Consider the following 18,001-nt stretch of genomic DNA (forward strand, 5'->3'; position numbering starts at 1 on the left):
CGCGTTAGGCATACTGCCGGTCTTATGTCCTGCAAGAATGCCAGCGGCAAAACGGTAGGCGGGAAGGGTTTTTCTCCGAAGGATGGGAAAAAGCGGTTTCACTCCCCCCTGCCGCACCCCGGAAAGAATGGGCCGGGAACGAGGGTTCGTGTAAGTAAGACAGGTGGGGAGAAAGGTTATGCCTTTCCCGTGCCGGGAACCAGGTAGTGCCTGTTTTTCAGCCGGTAGTATTTCAGGAACCGGCGGATGAAGAGCAGGGTGACGATAAAGGAAAGCACGTCTGCCAGAGGAAGGGATGCCCAGACTCCGTCCTGTCCCCAGAAACGGGGCAGGACCAGCAGGAACGGCAGGAGGAAGAGCATTTGGCGCGTCAGGGACAGGAAGATTGCCAGACGGGCTTTTCCAATGGCCTGGAAGAAGTTCCCGATGATGATCTGGCTGCCGATGAGCGGAAAGGCCAGCACGCAGATGATCAGACCGTTGGCCGCCAGGCTGATGAGCGAGGCGTCATCCGTGAAGAGCCCGGCAATGCCGCGGGGAAAGAAGACGCAGGCCAGGAATCCCAGCGTGGTGAAGGATGTCCCTGCCAGAACTCCGTATTTAAGGGTGAGCAGAACGCGGCCCGGCTTCATGGCTCCGTGGTTGTAGCCGATGATGGGCTGCATTCCCTGAGTGAGGCCGATGACGAGCATGGCGAACAGAATAAGAATGCGGTTGATGATGCCGTAGGCCCCGATGGCCAGGTCCCCCCCGTGATCCGCAAGTTGCCTGTTGATGGCGACGGTGACCGCGCTGCCGCAGACGTTTACCAGGCAGGGAGCCATCCCGATGGACAGGATGCCGGTGACGATGGTCTTGCGCAGCTGCCAGATGCCGCGGCGGAAGTGGACCGTGCTGGCCGCATCGGAAAAGTGTAACAGCACGCGCACCATGCCGACGACCTGGGCGAGAAGGGTGGCCACGGCTGCTCCGGTAATGCCCCATTTGAACCAGAAGATGAAGATGGGAGCCAGAATGATGTTGATTCCTACGGAAAGAAGGGTGGAGCCCATGGCTTTTTTAGGGTAGCCGGTAGCTCTCATCACATGATTGAGGTTGAAGAAGACGTACGTGACGGGCAGGCCCAGCAAGGTAATAAGCATGAAGTCGTACGCATAGGTGAGGGTTTGCCCGCTGGCGCCGAAGGCGGTCAGGATTTCCGTAAGGAAAAGAAGCGTGGGAATCACCAGCACCACAGCGGCAATCAGACTCATGATGAGGACGTTGCCAAGCGTACGCTCAGTTCCTTCCTGGTCTTTTCTTCCCAGCCGGATGGAGCTGATGGCCGCCCCGCCGATGCCTACCAGCGTGCCCAGGGCGAAAGTCAGGTTCATGATGGGGAAGGTGACGGCCAGGCCGGACAGGGCCAGAGGCCCCACGCCGTGACCGATAAACACGCTGTCAATGATGTTGTACAGGGAGTATACCACCATGCCGGCGATGGAGGGCAGGGAGTACTGGATCAGCAGACGCCATACGGATGCGTTTTCCAATTCTGCGATGTTGCGTGACTGGGCTGCCATGGACGTTCCTCCTTTCAAAACAGGTGGCAAACTATAAAAACGCACGGATGGGTTGTCAAGCTGTCCACCTGTCCGGAAAACGGCCTTTTTCCCCCAGTTTCAGAGAGAGGGCTGTTTTTGATTGACTGTGGAAGCTTTTGGAGGTTGAGTCCTTTCCGCCTTTTTCAGAAGCACGCCATGACCATGTCCGTTTTCCCTTTCCTGCGTCTTGTCTCCGTTTGCGGCGCCGCTCTTATGGGTTCTTCCTGTCTGCCCATGTTTGGCGCCGGGCAGGTGCTGGCGGGAAGCAGCCTCGCGGAAGGTCTGCTGCCCTCTTCCTCTCTGGATCTTGTGTGGAGGGGAGACATCCGTTCTTTTCCCTCTTCCGGTTTGAGGACGCCCCGCGGGTTCAAAGTTTCTCCCGCGGATTCTTATTCCCTGCTGATGGAAGCGCGCCCGGGGATTGCCGGAGAGTGGGCCTGCTATCATGACCGCAGCAATTACTACTGGGCTTTTGTAGCCGGAAAGAAGGAGGAAGAAGCGGGGCTTTACGCCGTGCGCCGCGGCGTGGCCGTAAGCGGCATTTCCGGAGAAATTGAAGATGCCCCCGCCGTGCAGGATGCTCAGCCATTCTCCGCCATGTAAGCACAGGTTCTGGTCTTTTTGCAAAAAATGCTGCCGGAACCCCGTTTTCCGGCAAGTTGGACACGATAGGTTTGACAGGCAGCTGTTATTGCGGGCGTATTATGAACCGCATGAAGTTCCTTTTATTATCGTTTGCATGGGTGTGCATGGCTTGCGCCGGAGCATGGGGGCAGGATACGGCCCCGTCTTTCCCGGCTAACGGGGCCAATTACAGGCTGTTTCCGGCGGACCGGCCTCCGCTGGTTCCCAAACCCCAGCAGCTGCGCTGGGACGACAGGGCCATTCCCGTGCAGTCCGTACGCATTTTGGCTCCGTCTCCGTCCAGGACTTCCTATCCGGAACAGATGAAGTTCATTGTTTCCGAATTGAAATCTTTTCTGGCGGAGCACTGCGTGAAGGTGGCTCCGGACGGGACGTTTGCCGTTAAATTCGTCAAGGGGGATGTGAAAGCCGGCACGGAAAATTCCAAGCTGAAGGAGGAGGCTTATTCCCTCCGAGTAACTTCCGGCGGCGCACTCATTACGGCGATGGATACCAGAGGATTCTATTACGGCATGAAAACGCTGGAGCAGCTTCTTTTGCGCCGCGGCGGGACGACGACCATTGCCGCCTGCGATATCGTGGACTGGCCGGATTTTGAAATCCGCGGATTCATGAACGATGTGGGACGCAATTACATGCCGCTGCCTCTGATTGCACGGGAGCTGGATTCCATGGCGCAGCTCAAGCTGAATGTTTACCACTTCCATTTTACGGAGAACCCCGGCTGGCGGCTGGAATCCAAAATTTATCCGGAGCTGAACGCCCCCGAAAATTATACGCGCATGCCTGGCAAGTTTTACACGCAGAAGGAGTTTAAGCAGCTGGTGGAGTACTGCCGCCTGCGCAATATCCTGCTGATTCCGGAGATGGATATGCCGGGGCACAGCCAGATGTTCCGCAAGGCGCTCAACGTGAAGATGAGCGATGAAAAAGCCACCAAAGCCCTGGTGGCCCTGATCAAGGAGTTGTGTTCCCTGGTTCCCAAGGAGAAAATGCCCATCATCCACATTGGCACGGACGAGGTGCGCGGCAAGGATGAGCAGGTGAACAATGAGATTCTTAAGGAGTACATCCATGCAGTGGAGTTCTGCGGCCGCATTCCCATGAGATGGCAGCCCGGCCTGACGCCGAAGGGCTATAACGGCTCCATCCAGCAGTTATGGTCCGGCCGCCAGAACCGTGGCGCATGGCCTACCGACGGAGCGAAGTATGTTGATTCCCTGGAGACTTACCTGAACCACCTTGATCCGTTTGAAACGGCCATGACCATGTATTTCCGCCGGGCATGCCCGTTTCGGAATGCGGAAGGACTGGGCATGATGCTGTGTTCTTTCCCGGACCTGGAAATTACGGATCCGCGCAACCAAGTTCTTCAGACGCCCGTTTACGCCGGCATGGCGTTCGTTTCCGAACCTTTGTGGAATAATCCCCATGAGAAGGTGCTGGGAGACCCCAACCAGGACGAATATATGAAGTATTTTTCCAATCTGCCCGTGCAGGGGGATCCTCTGCTGAAGGGGTTTGCGGATTACGAGAACCGCGTGCTCGCCATCCGGGACCGTTTTTTCGTGGATAAGGAGTTTAATTACGTACGGCAGGCGAATATTCCCTGGAAATTGCTGGGGCCTATTCCCAACGGCGGTAAGACGGAAAAGGAATTCGCTCCGGAGGAGGACAACAAGGCAGGGAAGATGAGGGATTCCTACGAGATTGACGGCGTCACCTATGAGTGGTCCGGAGACGATTACACGGGGGCCACCATCATTTTCAAGCATTACTGCGATTTTCCGACGCTGTTCAATGGCGCAAAGATGGGAGCTTATCCCCACAAAAACCACACTTATTACGCGCAGACCTGGATTTATTCCCCCAAGGCGCAGACGGTGCCTTTCTGGATCAGCGGACATACCTGGGCCACGTCCGATTGGCGCAACGGTCCGGCGAGCGTTCCCGGCAAGTGGTTTCATGCGGATCCCAAATTTTTTGTGAACGGCCGGGAGATTGCCCCCCCGCAATGGAAAAAGCCGCGTAACAGCGGCGTGATGGTGGATGAAAACTACCATTTCCGGGAGCCTTCCATGGTTCCTCTTAAGAAGGGTTGGAACCGCGTGCTGGTAAAGAGCCCCAGCAACAATTCCGCGCGTCGGTGGATGTTCACATTCGTTCCGGTGCTGGTGAACCCCAAGACGCCCGGCTGCAATGTGAAGGAGTATCCCGGCCTCAAATTTTCCACACGTCCGGAATAGAAAATCCCGTGATGAGCATCCGGAGCTGGAATGAGCCGGTTGCAGTATCCGCCATCATCATTAAAAAAGAAGCCGCGCTTCTGGCAAAAGCGCGGCTTCTGATTGCATGCAAAGGACACGGATACGAAGTTAAGCGTTCCGGCGGCGCGTTATCGGAGCGGCAAGTCCCGGCAGGCCAAGGGAAGCCGAGTCCAGTTCCGGCACGGGAAGAGCCCCTTCATTGTAGATTCAATGGAGCAGGGTAATCCTGTATTGTCACAGTATTTTCCAGGGAATATGTTCCAATAGTTCGTCAAAGCCGAGCCCCGTGCCTCCAGGAACAGCTGCCTGAGGGTCCATGCCTCCCATCCGGTCTATAAAGGGGTCCGGCTCAAACAGGAGGTGGGTGCAGAGGCCGCAGAGGGGAATTTCCGTGGGCAGGGAGTTGCGGTAATATTCCGCCGCCTGGTAAACGGCCCAGAGCTGCCCTACGGGGTGATCCATGACAGTGGTGAAGACGGGAGGTTCGTAAAGATATTCCGGCGTTGCTTCCCGTGCGGGTTTGACGATGCGGATGATGGGCAGGTCCGAGGAGATGGCCGGCTGGTGTTCCACATCCGAACCCATGTCCAGGGCCAGAGGCATGCCGGCGTCTACCAGACGTTCCCAGCTCTGGATGGAGAAGGGGCACGGGTCTTCTATGAAGTCTATTCTGGTTTTCAGATGGTGGGGCAGGGATTTCCAGAATTTCAGGGCATCGTTTTCATTCAGGCATCCGTTGAAGTCCAGCCGCCAGCGCCAGGAGGGAACCATGGATGCCAGCATCGTCAGCCGTTCTAGGGCGGCGGCCAGATTGGCGCTGGCCTTGATTTTTCCTGCCTTGAATCCCTTGGATTCCATGATGCGAATGGTAGCGGGGCTGACGCAGGAGGGCAGCGTGGCGTGGCTTTCCGGAATGTGAAGACCGTCAAACAGGCTGACGCCCCTCGCGCGTGCTTCCCCGTCCGTTCGGGCGCACTCCGCGGCGCGGACGCCCAGAGGCAGAGGGCGGCCCTTCCTGAGCGCGTCCAATTCCTCTTGCAGGGTGGCGTCTCCCAGTTCCGGCCACGGCTGGATGCAGCCGTACCCGCCTTCATCCGTTTTAATGAGGGCTCCCTTCCTGCACACTTCCGCGGCTCTGGCGTTCAGAGGGCCGCAGGCTGTTAAAGAATATTCATGGTAAAACACAACTTTAATTCAAACAACCTTTCCTTCTTTTGTCACGATGAAAAAAGGTTTTCATTGGATTTTGGAGGGTGAAACGTCTAAGCTCTGCGTCATGTACAGAACATTGGTGTTCGGGGCGGACGGCCGGGTGGGAAGCCGTCTGGCAGCGTATCTGGAAGAACATGGCCTGGAGGTGGTGAAGTGCGGACGGGGCTTTTGTGATTTGAAGGATTTAAGCGCTTTGAAACGTGTTCTGCTTTCTTCCGGAGCCACTCATGTGGTGAATTGCGCCGCTGTGAGCGGATTGGAAGCCTGCCTGGATGATCCGGAGACGGCCCACTGCGTCAACGCCATGGCTCCGGAGATGATGGCGCGCATTTGCCGCCTGGAGGGCATGCGCTTTATCCATTTGAGTACGGATTATGTGCTGGACGGCAGGAGGAGAGGTTTGAAAACGGAGGAGGGGAAGTGCCGCCCCGTAAATGTGTACGGAGAGTCCAAGCTGGAGGCGGAATTCCGTGTGCGGGAGGAGATGCCGGACGCTCTGATAGCCCGCGTTTCCTGGGTATTCGGCAATCCGGAACGGCCCTCATTCCCGGAAATGGTGCTGCGGCGGGCGATGAAAAGGGAGCCCCTGGCCGCTGTGGCGGATAAATGGTCCATGCCTACATGGGTGGAAGATTTATGTGCATGGCTCCGTTTTCTGGCTTATGAGAGCGGGGCGTCCGGCGTGCTGCATCTGTGTCAGTCCGGAGAGCCTGTTTCCTGGCACAGTTATGCCGTGGCCGTGCTGAAATGCGCCGTGAAGCACGGGTTACTGCCTTCTTTGCCGCCTGTGGCGGAACAAAAGCTCGACGAACAGGCCGGTTTCAGGGATGCTCGGCCCCGGCATACCGCCATGTCCAGCGAACGCCTCTCTTCCCTGATGAAGCAGCCCGTGAGGGCGTATGAAGAGGCCATTGACATGGCCGTGGCCCGCTATGCCGCAGATCCAACCTTTCTCTCCAGCATTTCATGAATGATTTCCACAATTCCCGTGATTCCCGCCCCAGGCCCGTTTACCGGGACCGCCGTTCCCAGCCGGGCCGCCCGCGCACAGCTCCCAAAAAGAACCTTTTTGCCAACAAGTCGCCGGAAGGGAGCGAACAATGGCTCAAGCCCTGGGTGGAGCTGAAGTATTTCACATACAATCCGGCCGTGTTCCCCCGCATGCTCGGCTCCGTAAGCGGGGAAATAGCGCCGGGAAGCCTGGTAAACGTCTATGACAAGAACGGTGAACTGTTCGGCGCCGGATTCTGGAATGAGTCCAGCCGCACGCCCCTGCGCATGGTGTACCACGGGAAGGACGTTTTTGCCGAACGTGACCTGGATGCTGCGCTGGAACGAGCCGTGAAGCTGCGCAGGGAAGTTCTGCGCCTGGATGAAACCACTAATGCGTACCGTGTGCTGCACGGAGATTCCGACGGACTGGGCGGCCTGGTGGTGGACCGTTACGCGGACGTGCTGAGCCTGGAGGTGAGTACGCTGGCCGTCTGGCAGAGGCTGAACCGCTGGCTGCCCCTGCTGCACCGCCTGTGCGGCACAAAACGCCATGTGGTGCAGGTGGATGAGGGCATTGCCCGCATGGAGGGCATCCGGGCGGAGGAGGCGCCGGCATCCCCAGCCCCCGTCAGGCTGGTGAAGATTGTGGAAAACGGCATCACCTATGAAGTGGACTTCGCCCAGGGGCACAAGACGGGCTTTTTCTGTGACCAGCGGGACAACCGCCTCAAGTTCGCCTCCCTGGTGAAGGGGGCCACGGTGCTGGACCTGTGCTGCTACAGCGGCGGCTTTTCCATTGCCGCCAAGATGCTGGGCGGAGCGGCGGAGGTAACGGCTGTGGATTTGGATGAGAAAGCCGTCGCCATGGCTAAAAGAAACGGAAATATCAACCGTCAGCGCATCGACTTCGTGCATGCGGATGCCTTTGTCTATGCGCGCCAGATGGTGCGCAACGGCCGCCTGTTTGACGCCGTGCTGCTGGACCCGCCCAAATTCATCGTTGGCAGGGACGGATATGAAGAGGGCATCAAAAAATACCATGACCTCAATATGTTGGGGCTGCAATGCGTGCGTCCCGGCGGCCTGTTTGTCACCTGTTCCTGTTCCGGGCTGCTTTCCCCCGCGGAGTTTGAGCATACCGTCATCAAGGCCGCCCAGCGGCAGGGGCGCAAGCTTCAGATTATGGCGATGACCGGCCCCGGTTGGGACCACCCTTTCCTGAGCACTTATCCGGAGGGCCGTTATCTGAAGGTTCTGTGGGCAATTGCCCTGTAGCTGGAGGTTGAGGCCCGGGATGCATTTCGGAAAAACCTTTCAGGCGTGTTGACGTTCTTTGCCCCTCTCTGCTTTCGTGGTGAGGAATATGGCAAAACAAGTATTGCAGCGGCTCAGTTTTACGGCCGGGGAGCTGACCCCGTGGCTGGCCGGACGCGCCGACCTGGATCCCGTGTCCCGTGGCGCCTCCCGGCTGATAAATTTTCTGGTCAGCCCCTTCGGCGGTCTCCGGCGCAGGCCGGGAACACGCCTGGTCGCCCGCGCGGGATGCCGGGAGGGCATGGTGAGGCTGGTTTCCTTCAAGTACTCCACGGGCGTGCAGTTCATGCTGGAAGTGGGGCGCGGCTACGTCCGGTATTTTAAAAATGGCGCGCTTCTGACGGATACGGAAGGCGGGGTGCTGGAAACGCTTACTCCGTGGAAGACGGATGAACAGGTAAGCAACCTCCGGATGCAGCAGCTGAATGACGTGATTTACTGCGTGGAACCTTCTACGCCGCCTATGACGCTGGCCCGCTACGCAGACGATGACTGGCGGCTGGAAGCGTTGGAGTTTTCCGGAATTCCTTATGAGAGTTCCCTGTTGAATGCCGTGCGGCTGGAATGCCGCATGGTGCGGGAGGGGGGCGTCAACAGGCTGCTGGCGACGGCGGACGATGATGTATTCACTCCGGAAATGGAGGGAAAGGAGTTTCTGCGCATCACCAGGAAATATGGAGAAACCGTGGCGGAGGGAAACCAGATGCCTTTTTACCATTTGACGACTCTGAGCCGGGATCTTTACAAGGGAGAGACTTTTTCCATGAACCGGGAGGACGGCTGGCGGCAGGCTTATACCTGCATCCGCGATTTCAGCCGGGAAAGCGACTACCAGGAAGGGGTGGACCGCCCGGAGAGGTACACGGCCTTTTTTGAAAAAGGGGCCGATGCCAGTACCCGCATTTATGTCAACGGCGCGTGGACGTTGGAGACGACGGGGACCTGGGATGCGGAGTGGGAAATCTGCCGGGGGTATCCGGACGGCTCCAATTACCTTCCCAACCGTCCGGAATTAGTGTGGCATTCCGTGAAGAGCTTCCAGCAGAGGGAGGGGTTCCGGAATAATTTCACCCTGAGCGGCAATGAAGAGGAAATGTCCTACTACAAAATCCGCCTCATGGCTTACAAGGACGGGTCTTCTGCGGGAACGCCCGTATTCCGCGCATCAGCCGGCTCCTTTAACCATGAAGTGGTGGTGGAGGAATATGTTTCCCCGCGCAGCGCCTATCTTGCGAGTGCCCTTCATCTGTCCTATCATACGCTGAGTGACTGTGATACCAATGACTGGTCTTTTGGTGCGTTCGGGGTCCGGAACGGTTATCCGTGCACGGTAGAGTTCCATCAGGGGCGGCTGTGGTTCGGAGGCACTCCTGGGCAGCCCCAGACGCTGTGGGCCAGCAGGGTGGATGATTTTTCCGCGTTTACGCCCGGCATTCCGGCGGATTCCCCCATGATTCTGACAATGGCCGCTTCCCAGCAGAACCGCATTTCCTGGATAGCTTCCCTCCGGGGGCTGATGATTGGAACCAGCGAGGGGGAATGGCGTCTGTCCGCCACCAATTCAGAAGGGTTGAATGCCTCTAATGCCGGATTTGAGCGCCATTCCGGCGTGGGGTCTGCCTCCCTGGATGCCCTGTCTGTAGAAAACAGCCTTCTTTTTGTGCAGCAGGGCGGGATGAAGGTTCGGGAATTATTTTATTCTCTGGAGGCCGACGGTTACCAGACAAGGGATGTGAGCCTGTTGTCCGACCATTTGCTGGGGGAGGGAATTGTGGACTGGACTGTACAGAGGAGCACGGCGTTCCATGTCTGGTGCGTTCTGGGTGACGGCAGCGCCGTATGCATGACTCTGAACAGGGAACAGAATGTGGTGGCGTGGCATGCACACCGCCTGGAACACGGCCGCATTCTGTCCGTGGCGTCCCTGCGCGGTTCCCGCAACACACCGGACGAGGAAGTATGGTTTGCCGTGGCGCGCGGGGAAGGGGAGGAGGCCTGCATTACGGTGGAATGCATGGCGGATGGGAATGCCTGCCTGGATGCCTGCACGGAGGCTGTCGTGAAGGGGGAGACGCTGTCCGGCCTGAGCCATTTGGCGGGATGCGGCGCCTTTCTGGTGGGCGGGGACGGCGCATGCATGGACATCAGCGTTGACGGAGCCGGGAATGCCGCCTGTCCCGGAAGGGGGGACGGGGAAACAGTATCCGTAGGCCTGGCCGCTCCGGCGGAAGTAAGGACGATGCCCCTGGAAACGCTTGAGACGCTGGGTTGCTTTAAAAAGCAGCTCGGTGCGCGCGTCCTGCTTCATGAAAGCACCCTGAAATTCCGCTACGGAACGGGAACTCCGGAGGCATGGAAGGATTTCCAGCCCGGCAGGTACGGTGTTTCCGAACCTTACTCCGGCTATGTGCGGATGATTCACAACTATGGTATGGATGAGCAGTCTTCCTTTGCCCTCCGTGTGGAGACTCCGGCTCCATTTAACCTTCTGGCCCTGGTGCTGGATGTGGAATTATAGGCGCAGGAGTGCGTTTACGGCTGTTCAGCCGCCTCTTCATGGGAAAGCATATGCACAATGACCTTGATGCCGTGTTTTTCCCCAGCCGCCTTCGCCAGGGAACGAATGGCGGAGGCCGTCATTCCATTGCGGCCGATGATGCGCGCCACGTCCGTTTTTTCCAGAATCAGGCGGAAGCGGACGGCGTCTCCCTGCGGGGATTCCGCAACGCGCAATTCCGCCTGTTCCGGGTGTTGCACGAATTGCAGGGCGATCAATTGCAGGTACTGGCGGATTTGTTCTACGGCAGGATGCATGAAGGGAAATATGGGTTATTTTCATGAACCATACTATAAAGCCGCCTGATTGAAAAGATGCAATTCCAGACATTCCCTGAAAAAGAAAGTCGCCCCGGCCGTAAAACGGCCGGGGCGCCCCAACTACCCTATGAAACTGGATCGGTTAAGATCCAGAGAGCTTTTTTAACGAGCGCTCACCTGCTCGAGGCGCAATATAGTGGAGGAAAAGGGGATACGCAAGTATTTTTTCATTGGAACGATGTTTTTGTTCAATGGAAATAGCATCGTATTTTTACTTCATTTTGACAATATCGGGACCGGAGGAATGGTTATTGTTATTGTCATGAAATCATCTTCCGGGAAGCAGTTCATACGTGAACCCCTTCAGGTATTCCGTTTCCGGAATATTCAATAAAACCGGATGATCCGCTCTTTGGCCGTGTTGCTGCATCAGACGCAGGGTGGCCGGAGCATCAATGGCGGCGTCAAGCACGCTCTCCCGGAACAGGTCCGCTCCGGCGTGGTGGGAACAGCAGAAGGTGGAAAGGATGCCTCCCGGGGCCAGAAGCTTCATGGCGCGGAGGTGGATTTCCTTATATCCGCGCATGGCGTCATGCACGGATTTTTTGTTTCTGGTAAAAGAGGGCGGATCCAGGATAATTAAATCCCATTTGTGTTCTCCTCCGTCCCGGACAAGGGCCGCTTCCTTTTTCAGGAAGTCAAACGCGTTATCCGTGACGCACTGCACGGAGACTCCGTTCAGGCGGGCGTTCCGCGCTACGGCGTCCATAGCATCCTGGGAAACGTCCACGGCCGTTACCTCCGAGGCACCGGCAAGGGCGCAGGCCAGGGCGAAACCGCCCTGGTTGCAGAAGCAGTCCAGCACGCGGCGTCCGCGGGCGAAGCGAGCCACGGCGGCATAATTGTCAAGCTGGTCCAGATACAGGCCGGTTTTTTGTCCCGTCTGAAGGTCAATCATGAATTGCACGCTGCCGCTGCGTGCGGCAAAAGGTTCCGGTTGCTGTCCTCGTGCCACCCGGACGGAGGGGGAAATACCTTCTGCCGCCAGCATGGGTGAATCATTCCTGACAATAATCCCGCGGGGAGAAAGAAGGTCTTCCAAAACATTCAGGATGATGGGGAGGCGGCATTCCATGGCGATCGTCAGCGTCTGGACGACCAGATAATCCGCGTAACGGTCCACAATGAGGCCGGGAAGCCCGTCGGATTCGCTCCAAACGAGCCGGGTGAGAGTTTCTTCCGGAAGCCGGCGGCGGCGCAGTTCTACTGCCTGGCTGATGCGCCTGGAAAAGAAATCTCCGTTCAGTTCCTGTTTGCGGCGGGAAAAGCGCCTGGCGACGATCTGGGAATGGGGATTGAACATGGCGGAACCCAGAAAGCGGTCCTTGAAATCCTTCAGGGCCACGACGTCCCCCGGCTGCGGATTGCCGAAAATTTTGCGCACTTCCGTGCCGTAAACCCAGTCGTGCCCTTGAAAAATGCGTGCTCTTGGAGAAATAATCAAACCTGCCATGTCAGGAAAGGCAATACATGATCGGGGTGGAAAGTTCAAGGGTAATGCGGGCGGCTCCCAGAAAGGCCGTGGGAAGGGTGGAGGCCTCCGTTCCCTGGGATTTTTCGCGCAAGTACGCCGCTGTGCATCATTCCGGGACTATTTCGGTTGAAAATGCCCGGAAACGAAGTAAAATAGGGCGCGTTATGAAAGTAGAAACTTTTGAAACTCCCCAGGATGCTGCCAAGGCTTTGGCAGGAGAAGTTGCGGAATTGATCCGTACGCGCGCCGCTGAAGGCAAAAACGTGGTTCTTGGCCTTGCCACGGGCGCCACTCCGCTGCCTTTTTACGCGGAGCTGGTCCGCATGCATAAGGAGGAAGGCCTTTCCTTTGCCAACGTGATTTCCTTCAATCTGGACGAATACAGCGGCTTGGATCGCGACCATCCGGAATCCTACTGGTACTTCATGCACACGAATCTTTTCAACCACATCGACATCAAGCCGGAAAACATCAACCTGCCCTCCGGCACGGTGAAGGATGATGAAATTGCCGCCCACTGCGCCGCCTATGAACAAAAGATCAAGGATTGCGGCGGTATCGACCTCCAGATTCTCGGCATTGGCCGAACTGGCCATATCGGCTTTAACGAACCCGGCTCCGATGATACCACCGTCACCCGGCAGGTTCATCTGGACGAACTGACCCGTTCCGATGCTGCTCCCGCTTTCGGCGGTATTGAAAATGTTCCCACCACCGCCATTACCATGGGCGTGGCTACCATCATGGGCGCCCGTGAAGTGGCTTTGATGGCCTGGGGAGAAAAGAAGGCGTCCATCGTGAAAAAGGCTGTTCAGGGGCCTGTGACGGTGGATGTGGCCGCCTCCTACCTTCAGAAGCATCCGAACGCCAAGTTTCTTCTGGACAAGGGGGCTGCTTCCCTCCTTTAATTTTACGTTTTAGTAACGGAAATGCCGTCTTTCCCGGTTTCGTGGAAAGGCGGCGTTTTTTATGGGGTGAAGGAAGGCGGAAGCTTCTTCTTTCCATGGAGGTTATATGGGAAATGCCGCCTATGCAGGCAAAAGGAGAGGGGTGGAGGTTGTGCGGGGAGGATTTTGTATCATCGTATGCTAATTCACACATCAGCGCAGCGTACGTTTCAAACTATTAACATGTATTGGCGGGCACTGGATGGCATCCGCCATTTTTATTGGAGATAATCGGGGATTTTTCCTTCATCACGTCCGGGACGTGTTGTTGTTCTTCCTGGAATTCCTTATGTTCATTTGAGAACTAAATGGTTAGTTCTCAAACAGGAAACAATTCAGAAACATGAATAATTATATACCACTGAACAAGGCGGTCGGTCCGAAGCTTATCTGCGACGGGGAGCAGGCTCTCATCCCGCAGAAACTCGGAGTTGACGCGATGGAGTTCAACTTTGACGGTTCGGCGTGCGAACACGCCACTTGCGCCGGAGCGCCGGAAATGTTCATCAAGGTCGAGGAAGACGGCCTGTATTATTTCGGCGTGGAAGCCGACGACACAGGCAGCATCTCCATTGCCAACGAGAAACTTTGTGAGAAGGATGGAACGAAGCCCAACGGCAAGCTGAATCTGGCAACGGGTGCCAGGTACCTGAAAGCTGGCTATTACAAGGTGGCCTTGTCTTACACGAATAATGCCTACACCCCCGTCAGCAACAACGCTGCCGCGTTCAATGTGACGATGGACAGGGAACCCATTCAGGAAGGGAAGTACGAAGGCAACTCGACGATGAAACGCGAATTCTCACCGTCCCCCAAAATCAAATTGTGGACGATTGAAAAGGAATCCACCATTACCTGTGAAGAGTCCAGGAAAGTGGAGGTGACGCTCGAAGAACCTGCTCCTGTCGTTGAAGAAAGCGAAGGCATATGCGAAACGTATATCATTCCCCCCCAGATTTTTGTAACGGCTTGCAAGGATGAAGTGCTCGACGAGTGGAGACTGCGCGTGCAGCAAGTTTCCGCCGGTTCCAGGATTCTCTTGCGCACGGGAGGATACAGGGATGCCCTTAAAAATCCCCCTGTCACCGAAGAAGAAGCTATAGATGCTGTCAATGAAATGAACCGTTACCAGTCTCATAGACTCGGCGCATGGCATACTCAGGAGGCATCCCTCGCCCACGAGGAACACCACCGCCGAGAATTTAATGACGCCTTCCAATTCTACTGGGACAATTTGAGAATACAGGATACGCTTGAAATGAAGCATGAATCCTGTGAAAAAGTTCCGAAAATGGAAGAGTTTCTGGAAAATATGCAGCCATTCGTTACCGAGTTGAGGAATATGTATTCTGACGCTGTCTATAACTATGTCTTGGTATTGCCGGATGATGCCAATGATCGTCCCTACTGTGCCGGACAAAAAGTTCTGAACGAGGCGACCCGGAAGATTATTGCCCAGGCAAAGACCAATGGATGGAGCAGGGTACCTGATGAAGTCACGGAACCGGGAACGATTGAACCGCCCTGTTTCCTTCCGCCCGTCAACGGCATGTATGCCCGCAGCGTGGCTGCTGCGGGGGAACAGGCTCCCTTGACCCTCTCCATTGCGGATACCTCCCGATTCAGGGAGGGCAGAATCACAGTCCGCTTCCGCAACGAAGGAAACGAGCCTGTCCGGATTCCGGACGAAATCAACGACGAAACAGCCGATTATTTCTTCCTGACGGTGTTGAGGACGGAACGGGGGAACTTCCGCGTCCTGAACAGGAAAGTCGGGAAAATAACCTTCAATCGTTCCTTGAACTACCGGGAACTGGCCCCCGGCCAGGAATACAGCGTCACGATTCCGGTATGCCTGGATGAAGTCGATCTGGAAGGCTGGAAACAATGTTCTTGTGAACTGGAAACGCGCTACTATAATCAGCAGGGTAAGGATTGTTTCCTGGGGAAGCTCCGGGCGACGGCCAAACTCGCGCTGTGATGAAAAAAATCTTCCGGTATTTAATACTTCTGGCAAGCCTGTCCCTCCATGCCGCGGCGTGGGGGGACATGGCCGACAACGGAGTGGAATGCTCCGTGGTGATGGAAAAGACCCGGTTTGACGCAAGAGAGACGTTCCCTGACTTCAAGCTGGTGTTCACGAACAAGGGCGAAAAGACCGTGCGCCTGTTCGACGACTTCTATCCCCTCAAGGATGACGGCCCTAATATCCGTATCGAAATATGGAAAAAAGCGGGAGGGGAAAGATATGGGTACAGAGTGGGCGAAATAGAGAATCCAATAGCCTGTTATGGAGCCGGGTATAAAATCGAACGGGTAGCGGCTTTGATGCGCTTCATTACGTTGAAGCCGGGAGAAAAGCATGAAGTCCCCATCAAGGAAGCTTACCTGTTGCTGACGTATTTTGACCGTCTTCGCAATGATCAGAACTATGAGCTGGAAGTACGTTTCAGGGATGAATGTTCGTATCCCGATGCTCGGAGGGTGTATGTAGGGAAGGCAGAATTTAGTTTGTCACGCCGGTCGCCCAAAGGAGTTCCTCGGTGAATAATCCAGACTGTTGGAGGACATAGCCTATTGTTCCCGTTCTTCCAATAACCCACCCACCAGAGAGCCAGTTATCTATTGTTCAGCCATTTGTTCCCTGATTATCTCTGTTTCTTGATACATTTTTTTATTATTTCAGAGAAAGGACAGGTTAGTTGAAATAGGTGAATTAAGGGTTCAATGGCCTGAAACCTAATAACGACGGGGGAGAATTGGGACGATGGGCGTAGCTTTCTCCTTATCATTCGAAAATGAAGTTATGAATTATCGTGGAAGAAATCTCCATCACCTGTGAAGAAGCCAAGGAAGTGGAAATCGGTTTTGAAGGAAAGGAACCGGTTATTGCAGACGAAGCATGGAATTGCATCACTACGCCTATCATTCCCAGAATTTTTGTGACGGCGTGTAAGGATGAAGCTGCCGATGTCTGGAAGCGCCGGATTGCGGGAGCGGAAAGGCGATCCGGCAATGTAGGCGGTAATTTATCAGTCCCATTGTCTTAAATGGGATTCCAAATTTATTGGGGTATCAAAAATACCAGTATTTTCAAGTTTTGATCAAGGAGGGGGAGGTTTGTGGACTTTGAGGCGGAATTATGGGATGACAACAGGTTTGAGGAAAACTGTTGAACCCGTCCACGGTGTGCCGGGAGGATTTCTTCGGACAGGAAAAGGCCGGGGCTATTTGAGCCATGCCAGGAATTCATGGTTGCCGTCAGTTCCCGTGATAGGGGAAGGTTCGCACCCCATCCAGGAACGGTTCAGTTCGTCCGTGACGAAAGTGCGTATGGAGTCCACCGCCCTCCGGTGCAAAGCCGGGTCCCGGACGATGCCGCCGGGGCCTATATCTTCCGGCTGGAGTTCAAACTGGGGCTTGATGAGCACCAGGGCATCCCCCCCTTGTTTAAGCAGAGGAAAGGCGGCGGGAAGGATTTTTTTCAGAGAGATAAAGGAGACGTCGGAAACGATCAGATCCACTTGTTCCCCAATATCCTCCGGAGTCATGTAGCGGGCGTTGAATTTTTCCTTCACAATGACGCGGGGATCCTGCCGCAGTTTCCAGACAAGCTGGTTGGTTCCTACGTCTATGGCATGCACCCTGGCGGCTCCGTGCTGGAGCAGGCAGTCCGTAAAACCTCCGGTGGAAGCCCCAATGTCAAGGCAGACCTTGCCTTCCGCAGAAACGGGGAAGGCATTCAGGGCTCCTTCCATTTTCAGGCCGCCGCGGCTGACATAGCGGGGACGGTTTCTAATGGTGATATCCGCGTCTTCATTAACCTTGAGACCGGGCTTGGTAGAGGGATGCCCCCCCACGTTCACTTCTCCGGCAATGATGAGCCGCTGGGCCAGCTCCCGGGATTCTACGAGATTGCGGGAAACCAGAAGGATATCGAGTCGTTGCTTGCTCATGATTCGGAAAAAGGTGTGAACGCAGGTATTTCATGAAACCGCATGAAGAATCAAGAAAAACCGAGCGCAGAGAGGCATTCGGGCGTAAAAATGCGGCATTCCTCGTACTGGAGCATTTTACGATTGATTCAAGGCCGGTTTATAGGAGACTCTGCGGCGGATGGAACACCGCTACAGGCAATTGATGCGCAGAGTCAGGCTTTACCTGCTGACGGAGGTGCGCAAAAAATCGTGGGCAAGCAAGTTCCTTTCCGCCAGGGTTTTTGATTCTGTTTACTGGTCATGGGACAGGCAATACGTTGCAACGGGAGCTGCCTGGGGGGCTGCCGCAGCGATTGCCCCTCTTCCCATGCAGAGCCTGTGGGGCGTTTTCGCCTGCCTGTGGCGCAAGGGTAATATTCCCGTAGCCATTCTGATGGCGTGGCTCTCCCCTCCCGGCTTTACCTTTTTTGCCATTCCCGCTCAATGGTGGCTGGGGTGGTTCCTTTTTTCGATTTTGGGGTTCCCTACGTCCGGCGCGAACTGGGAGATGCTGAAAGCGGGGGTTCAGCAGTGGTCCTGGACGCCGTTTGGCGGATTGAGCATCGGCATGGTAAGCCTGGAATTCGCAGCGGGCTGGATGGTTTCCAGCGTTGTTCTGGGCAGCCTGTGTTACGGGCTGGTGCAGTTGGGATGGAGGATGGGCCAGTTCCTGCACAGCAGAAAAAAGAGCGGCAAGTTGTAATAGCAAAAC

General features: G+C 55.9%; 15 protein-coding genes. 10 read left to right on the forward strand and 5 right to left on the reverse strand.

Translation table 11 applies throughout. From position 1 onward, the window contains the following. Positions 1-176: 176 nt before the first annotated feature. Positions 177-1,562: an MATE family efflux transporter gene (locus AMUC_RS09675; RefSeq protein ID WP_012420845.1), complete on the reverse strand. Its 1,386-nt coding sequence runs from the start codon at positions 1,560-1,562 to the stop codon at positions 177-179. Positions 1,563-1,739: 177 nt separating this feature from the next. Here AMUC_RS09675 and AMUC_RS09680 point away from each other — a divergent pair, with 177 nt between their 5' ends. Further along, positions 1,740-2,186 (forward strand): hypothetical protein, encoded by a 447-nt coding sequence (locus AMUC_RS09680; RefSeq protein WP_012420846.1) that lies wholly within the window; start codon positions 1,740-1,742, stop codon positions 2,184-2,186. A gap of 110 nt (positions 2,187-2,296) precedes the next feature. Beyond that, positions 2,297-4,474, forward strand: coding sequence for a family 20 glycosylhydrolase (locus AMUC_RS09685; protein ID WP_162610410.1), 2,178 nt, complete (start codon positions 2,297-2,299; stop codon positions 4,472-4,474). A 255-nt stretch (positions 4,475-4,729) separates the two neighbouring features. Here AMUC_RS09685 and AMUC_RS09690 read toward each other — a convergent pair whose 3' ends face one another. Then, positions 4,730-5,680 (reverse strand): enolase C-terminal domain-like protein, encoded by a 951-nt coding sequence (locus AMUC_RS09690; protein WP_012420848.1) that lies wholly within the window; start codon positions 5,678-5,680, stop codon positions 4,730-4,732. A 91-nt stretch (positions 5,681-5,771) separates the two neighbouring features. Between AMUC_RS09690 and AMUC_RS09695 the strand changes: the two genes are divergently transcribed. From AMUC_RS09695 to AMUC_RS09705, 3 genes are all read left to right on the forward strand, one after another. After that, positions 5,772-6,677 (forward strand): SDR family oxidoreductase, encoded by a 906-nt coding sequence (locus tag AMUC_RS09695; RefSeq protein ID WP_012420849.1) that lies wholly within the window; start codon positions 5,772-5,774, stop codon positions 6,675-6,677. Next, a complete protein-coding gene (locus AMUC_RS09700; protein WP_012420850.1) occupies positions 6,674-7,975 on the forward strand; it encodes a class I SAM-dependent rRNA methyltransferase in 1,302 nt (433 codons plus the stop codon). The genes AMUC_RS09695 and AMUC_RS09700 overlap by 4 nt, the downstream gene beginning before the upstream one ends. 88 nt (positions 7,976-8,063) lie before the next feature. Then, on the forward strand, positions 8,064-10,532 hold the full coding sequence (locus AMUC_RS09705) for a phage tail protein (RefSeq protein WP_012420851.1): 2,469 nt from the start codon (positions 8,064-8,066) through the stop codon (positions 10,530-10,532). 14 nt (positions 10,533-10,546) lie between these two features. Here AMUC_RS09705 and AMUC_RS09710 read toward each other — a convergent pair whose 3' ends face one another. After that, complete coding sequence (locus AMUC_RS09710; RefSeq protein ID WP_012420852.1) at positions 10,547-10,828, reverse strand: KH domain-containing protein; 282 nt, start codon at positions 10,826-10,828, stop codon at positions 10,547-10,549. A 331-nt stretch (positions 10,829-11,159) separates the two neighbouring features. After that, complete coding sequence (locus tag AMUC_RS09720) at positions 11,160-12,344, reverse strand: class I SAM-dependent rRNA methyltransferase (RefSeq protein ID WP_012420853.1); 1,185 nt, start codon at positions 12,342-12,344, stop codon at positions 11,160-11,162. Positions 12,345-12,529: 185 nt separating this feature from the next. Between AMUC_RS09720 and nagB the strand changes: the two genes are divergently transcribed. From nagB to AMUC_RS09740, 4 genes are all read left to right on the forward strand, one after another. After that, positions 12,530-13,273 (forward strand): glucosamine-6-phosphate deaminase, encoded by a 744-nt coding sequence (gene nagB, locus AMUC_RS09725; protein WP_102734592.1) that lies wholly within the window; start codon positions 12,530-12,532, stop codon positions 13,271-13,273. A gap of 382 nt (positions 13,274-13,655) precedes the next feature. Beyond that, on the forward strand, positions 13,656-15,293 hold the full coding sequence (locus AMUC_RS09730) for a PA14 domain-containing protein (protein WP_012420855.1): 1,638 nt from the start codon (positions 13,656-13,658) through the stop codon (positions 15,291-15,293). Further along, positions 15,293-15,859, forward strand: a complete 567-nt coding sequence (locus tag AMUC_RS09735; RefSeq protein WP_012420856.1) for a hypothetical protein — start codon at positions 15,293-15,295, stop codon at positions 15,857-15,859. The genes AMUC_RS09730 and AMUC_RS09735 overlap by 1 nt, the downstream gene beginning before the upstream one ends. A 269-nt stretch (positions 15,860-16,128) precedes the next feature. Beyond that, on the forward strand, positions 16,129-16,362 hold the full coding sequence (locus AMUC_RS09740) for a hypothetical protein (protein ID WP_042448320.1): 234 nt from the start codon (positions 16,129-16,131) through the stop codon (positions 16,360-16,362). Between the two features lie 177 nt (positions 16,363-16,539). Here the strand turns inward: AMUC_RS09740 and AMUC_RS09745 are convergent, their stop codons facing one another. Beyond that, a complete protein-coding gene (locus tag AMUC_RS09745; RefSeq protein ID WP_012420857.1) occupies positions 16,540-17,268 on the reverse strand; it encodes a TlyA family RNA methyltransferase in 729 nt (242 codons plus the stop codon). A gap of 184 nt (positions 17,269-17,452) precedes the next feature. On the opposite strand from AMUC_RS09745, the gene AMUC_RS09750 reads away from it, so the two are divergent. Beyond that, entirely contained in the window at positions 17,453-17,992 is a 540-nt protein-coding gene (locus AMUC_RS09750; protein WP_042448322.1) for a DUF2062 domain-containing protein, read from the forward strand. The last annotated feature ends 9 nt before the right edge of the window (positions 17,993-18,001 follow it).

The sequence above is a fragment of the Akkermansia muciniphila ATCC BAA-835 genome (genome assembly GCF_000020225.1).
GTDB classification, from domain to species: Bacteria; Verrucomicrobiota; Verrucomicrobiia; order Verrucomicrobiales; family Akkermansiaceae; genus Akkermansia; species Akkermansia muciniphila.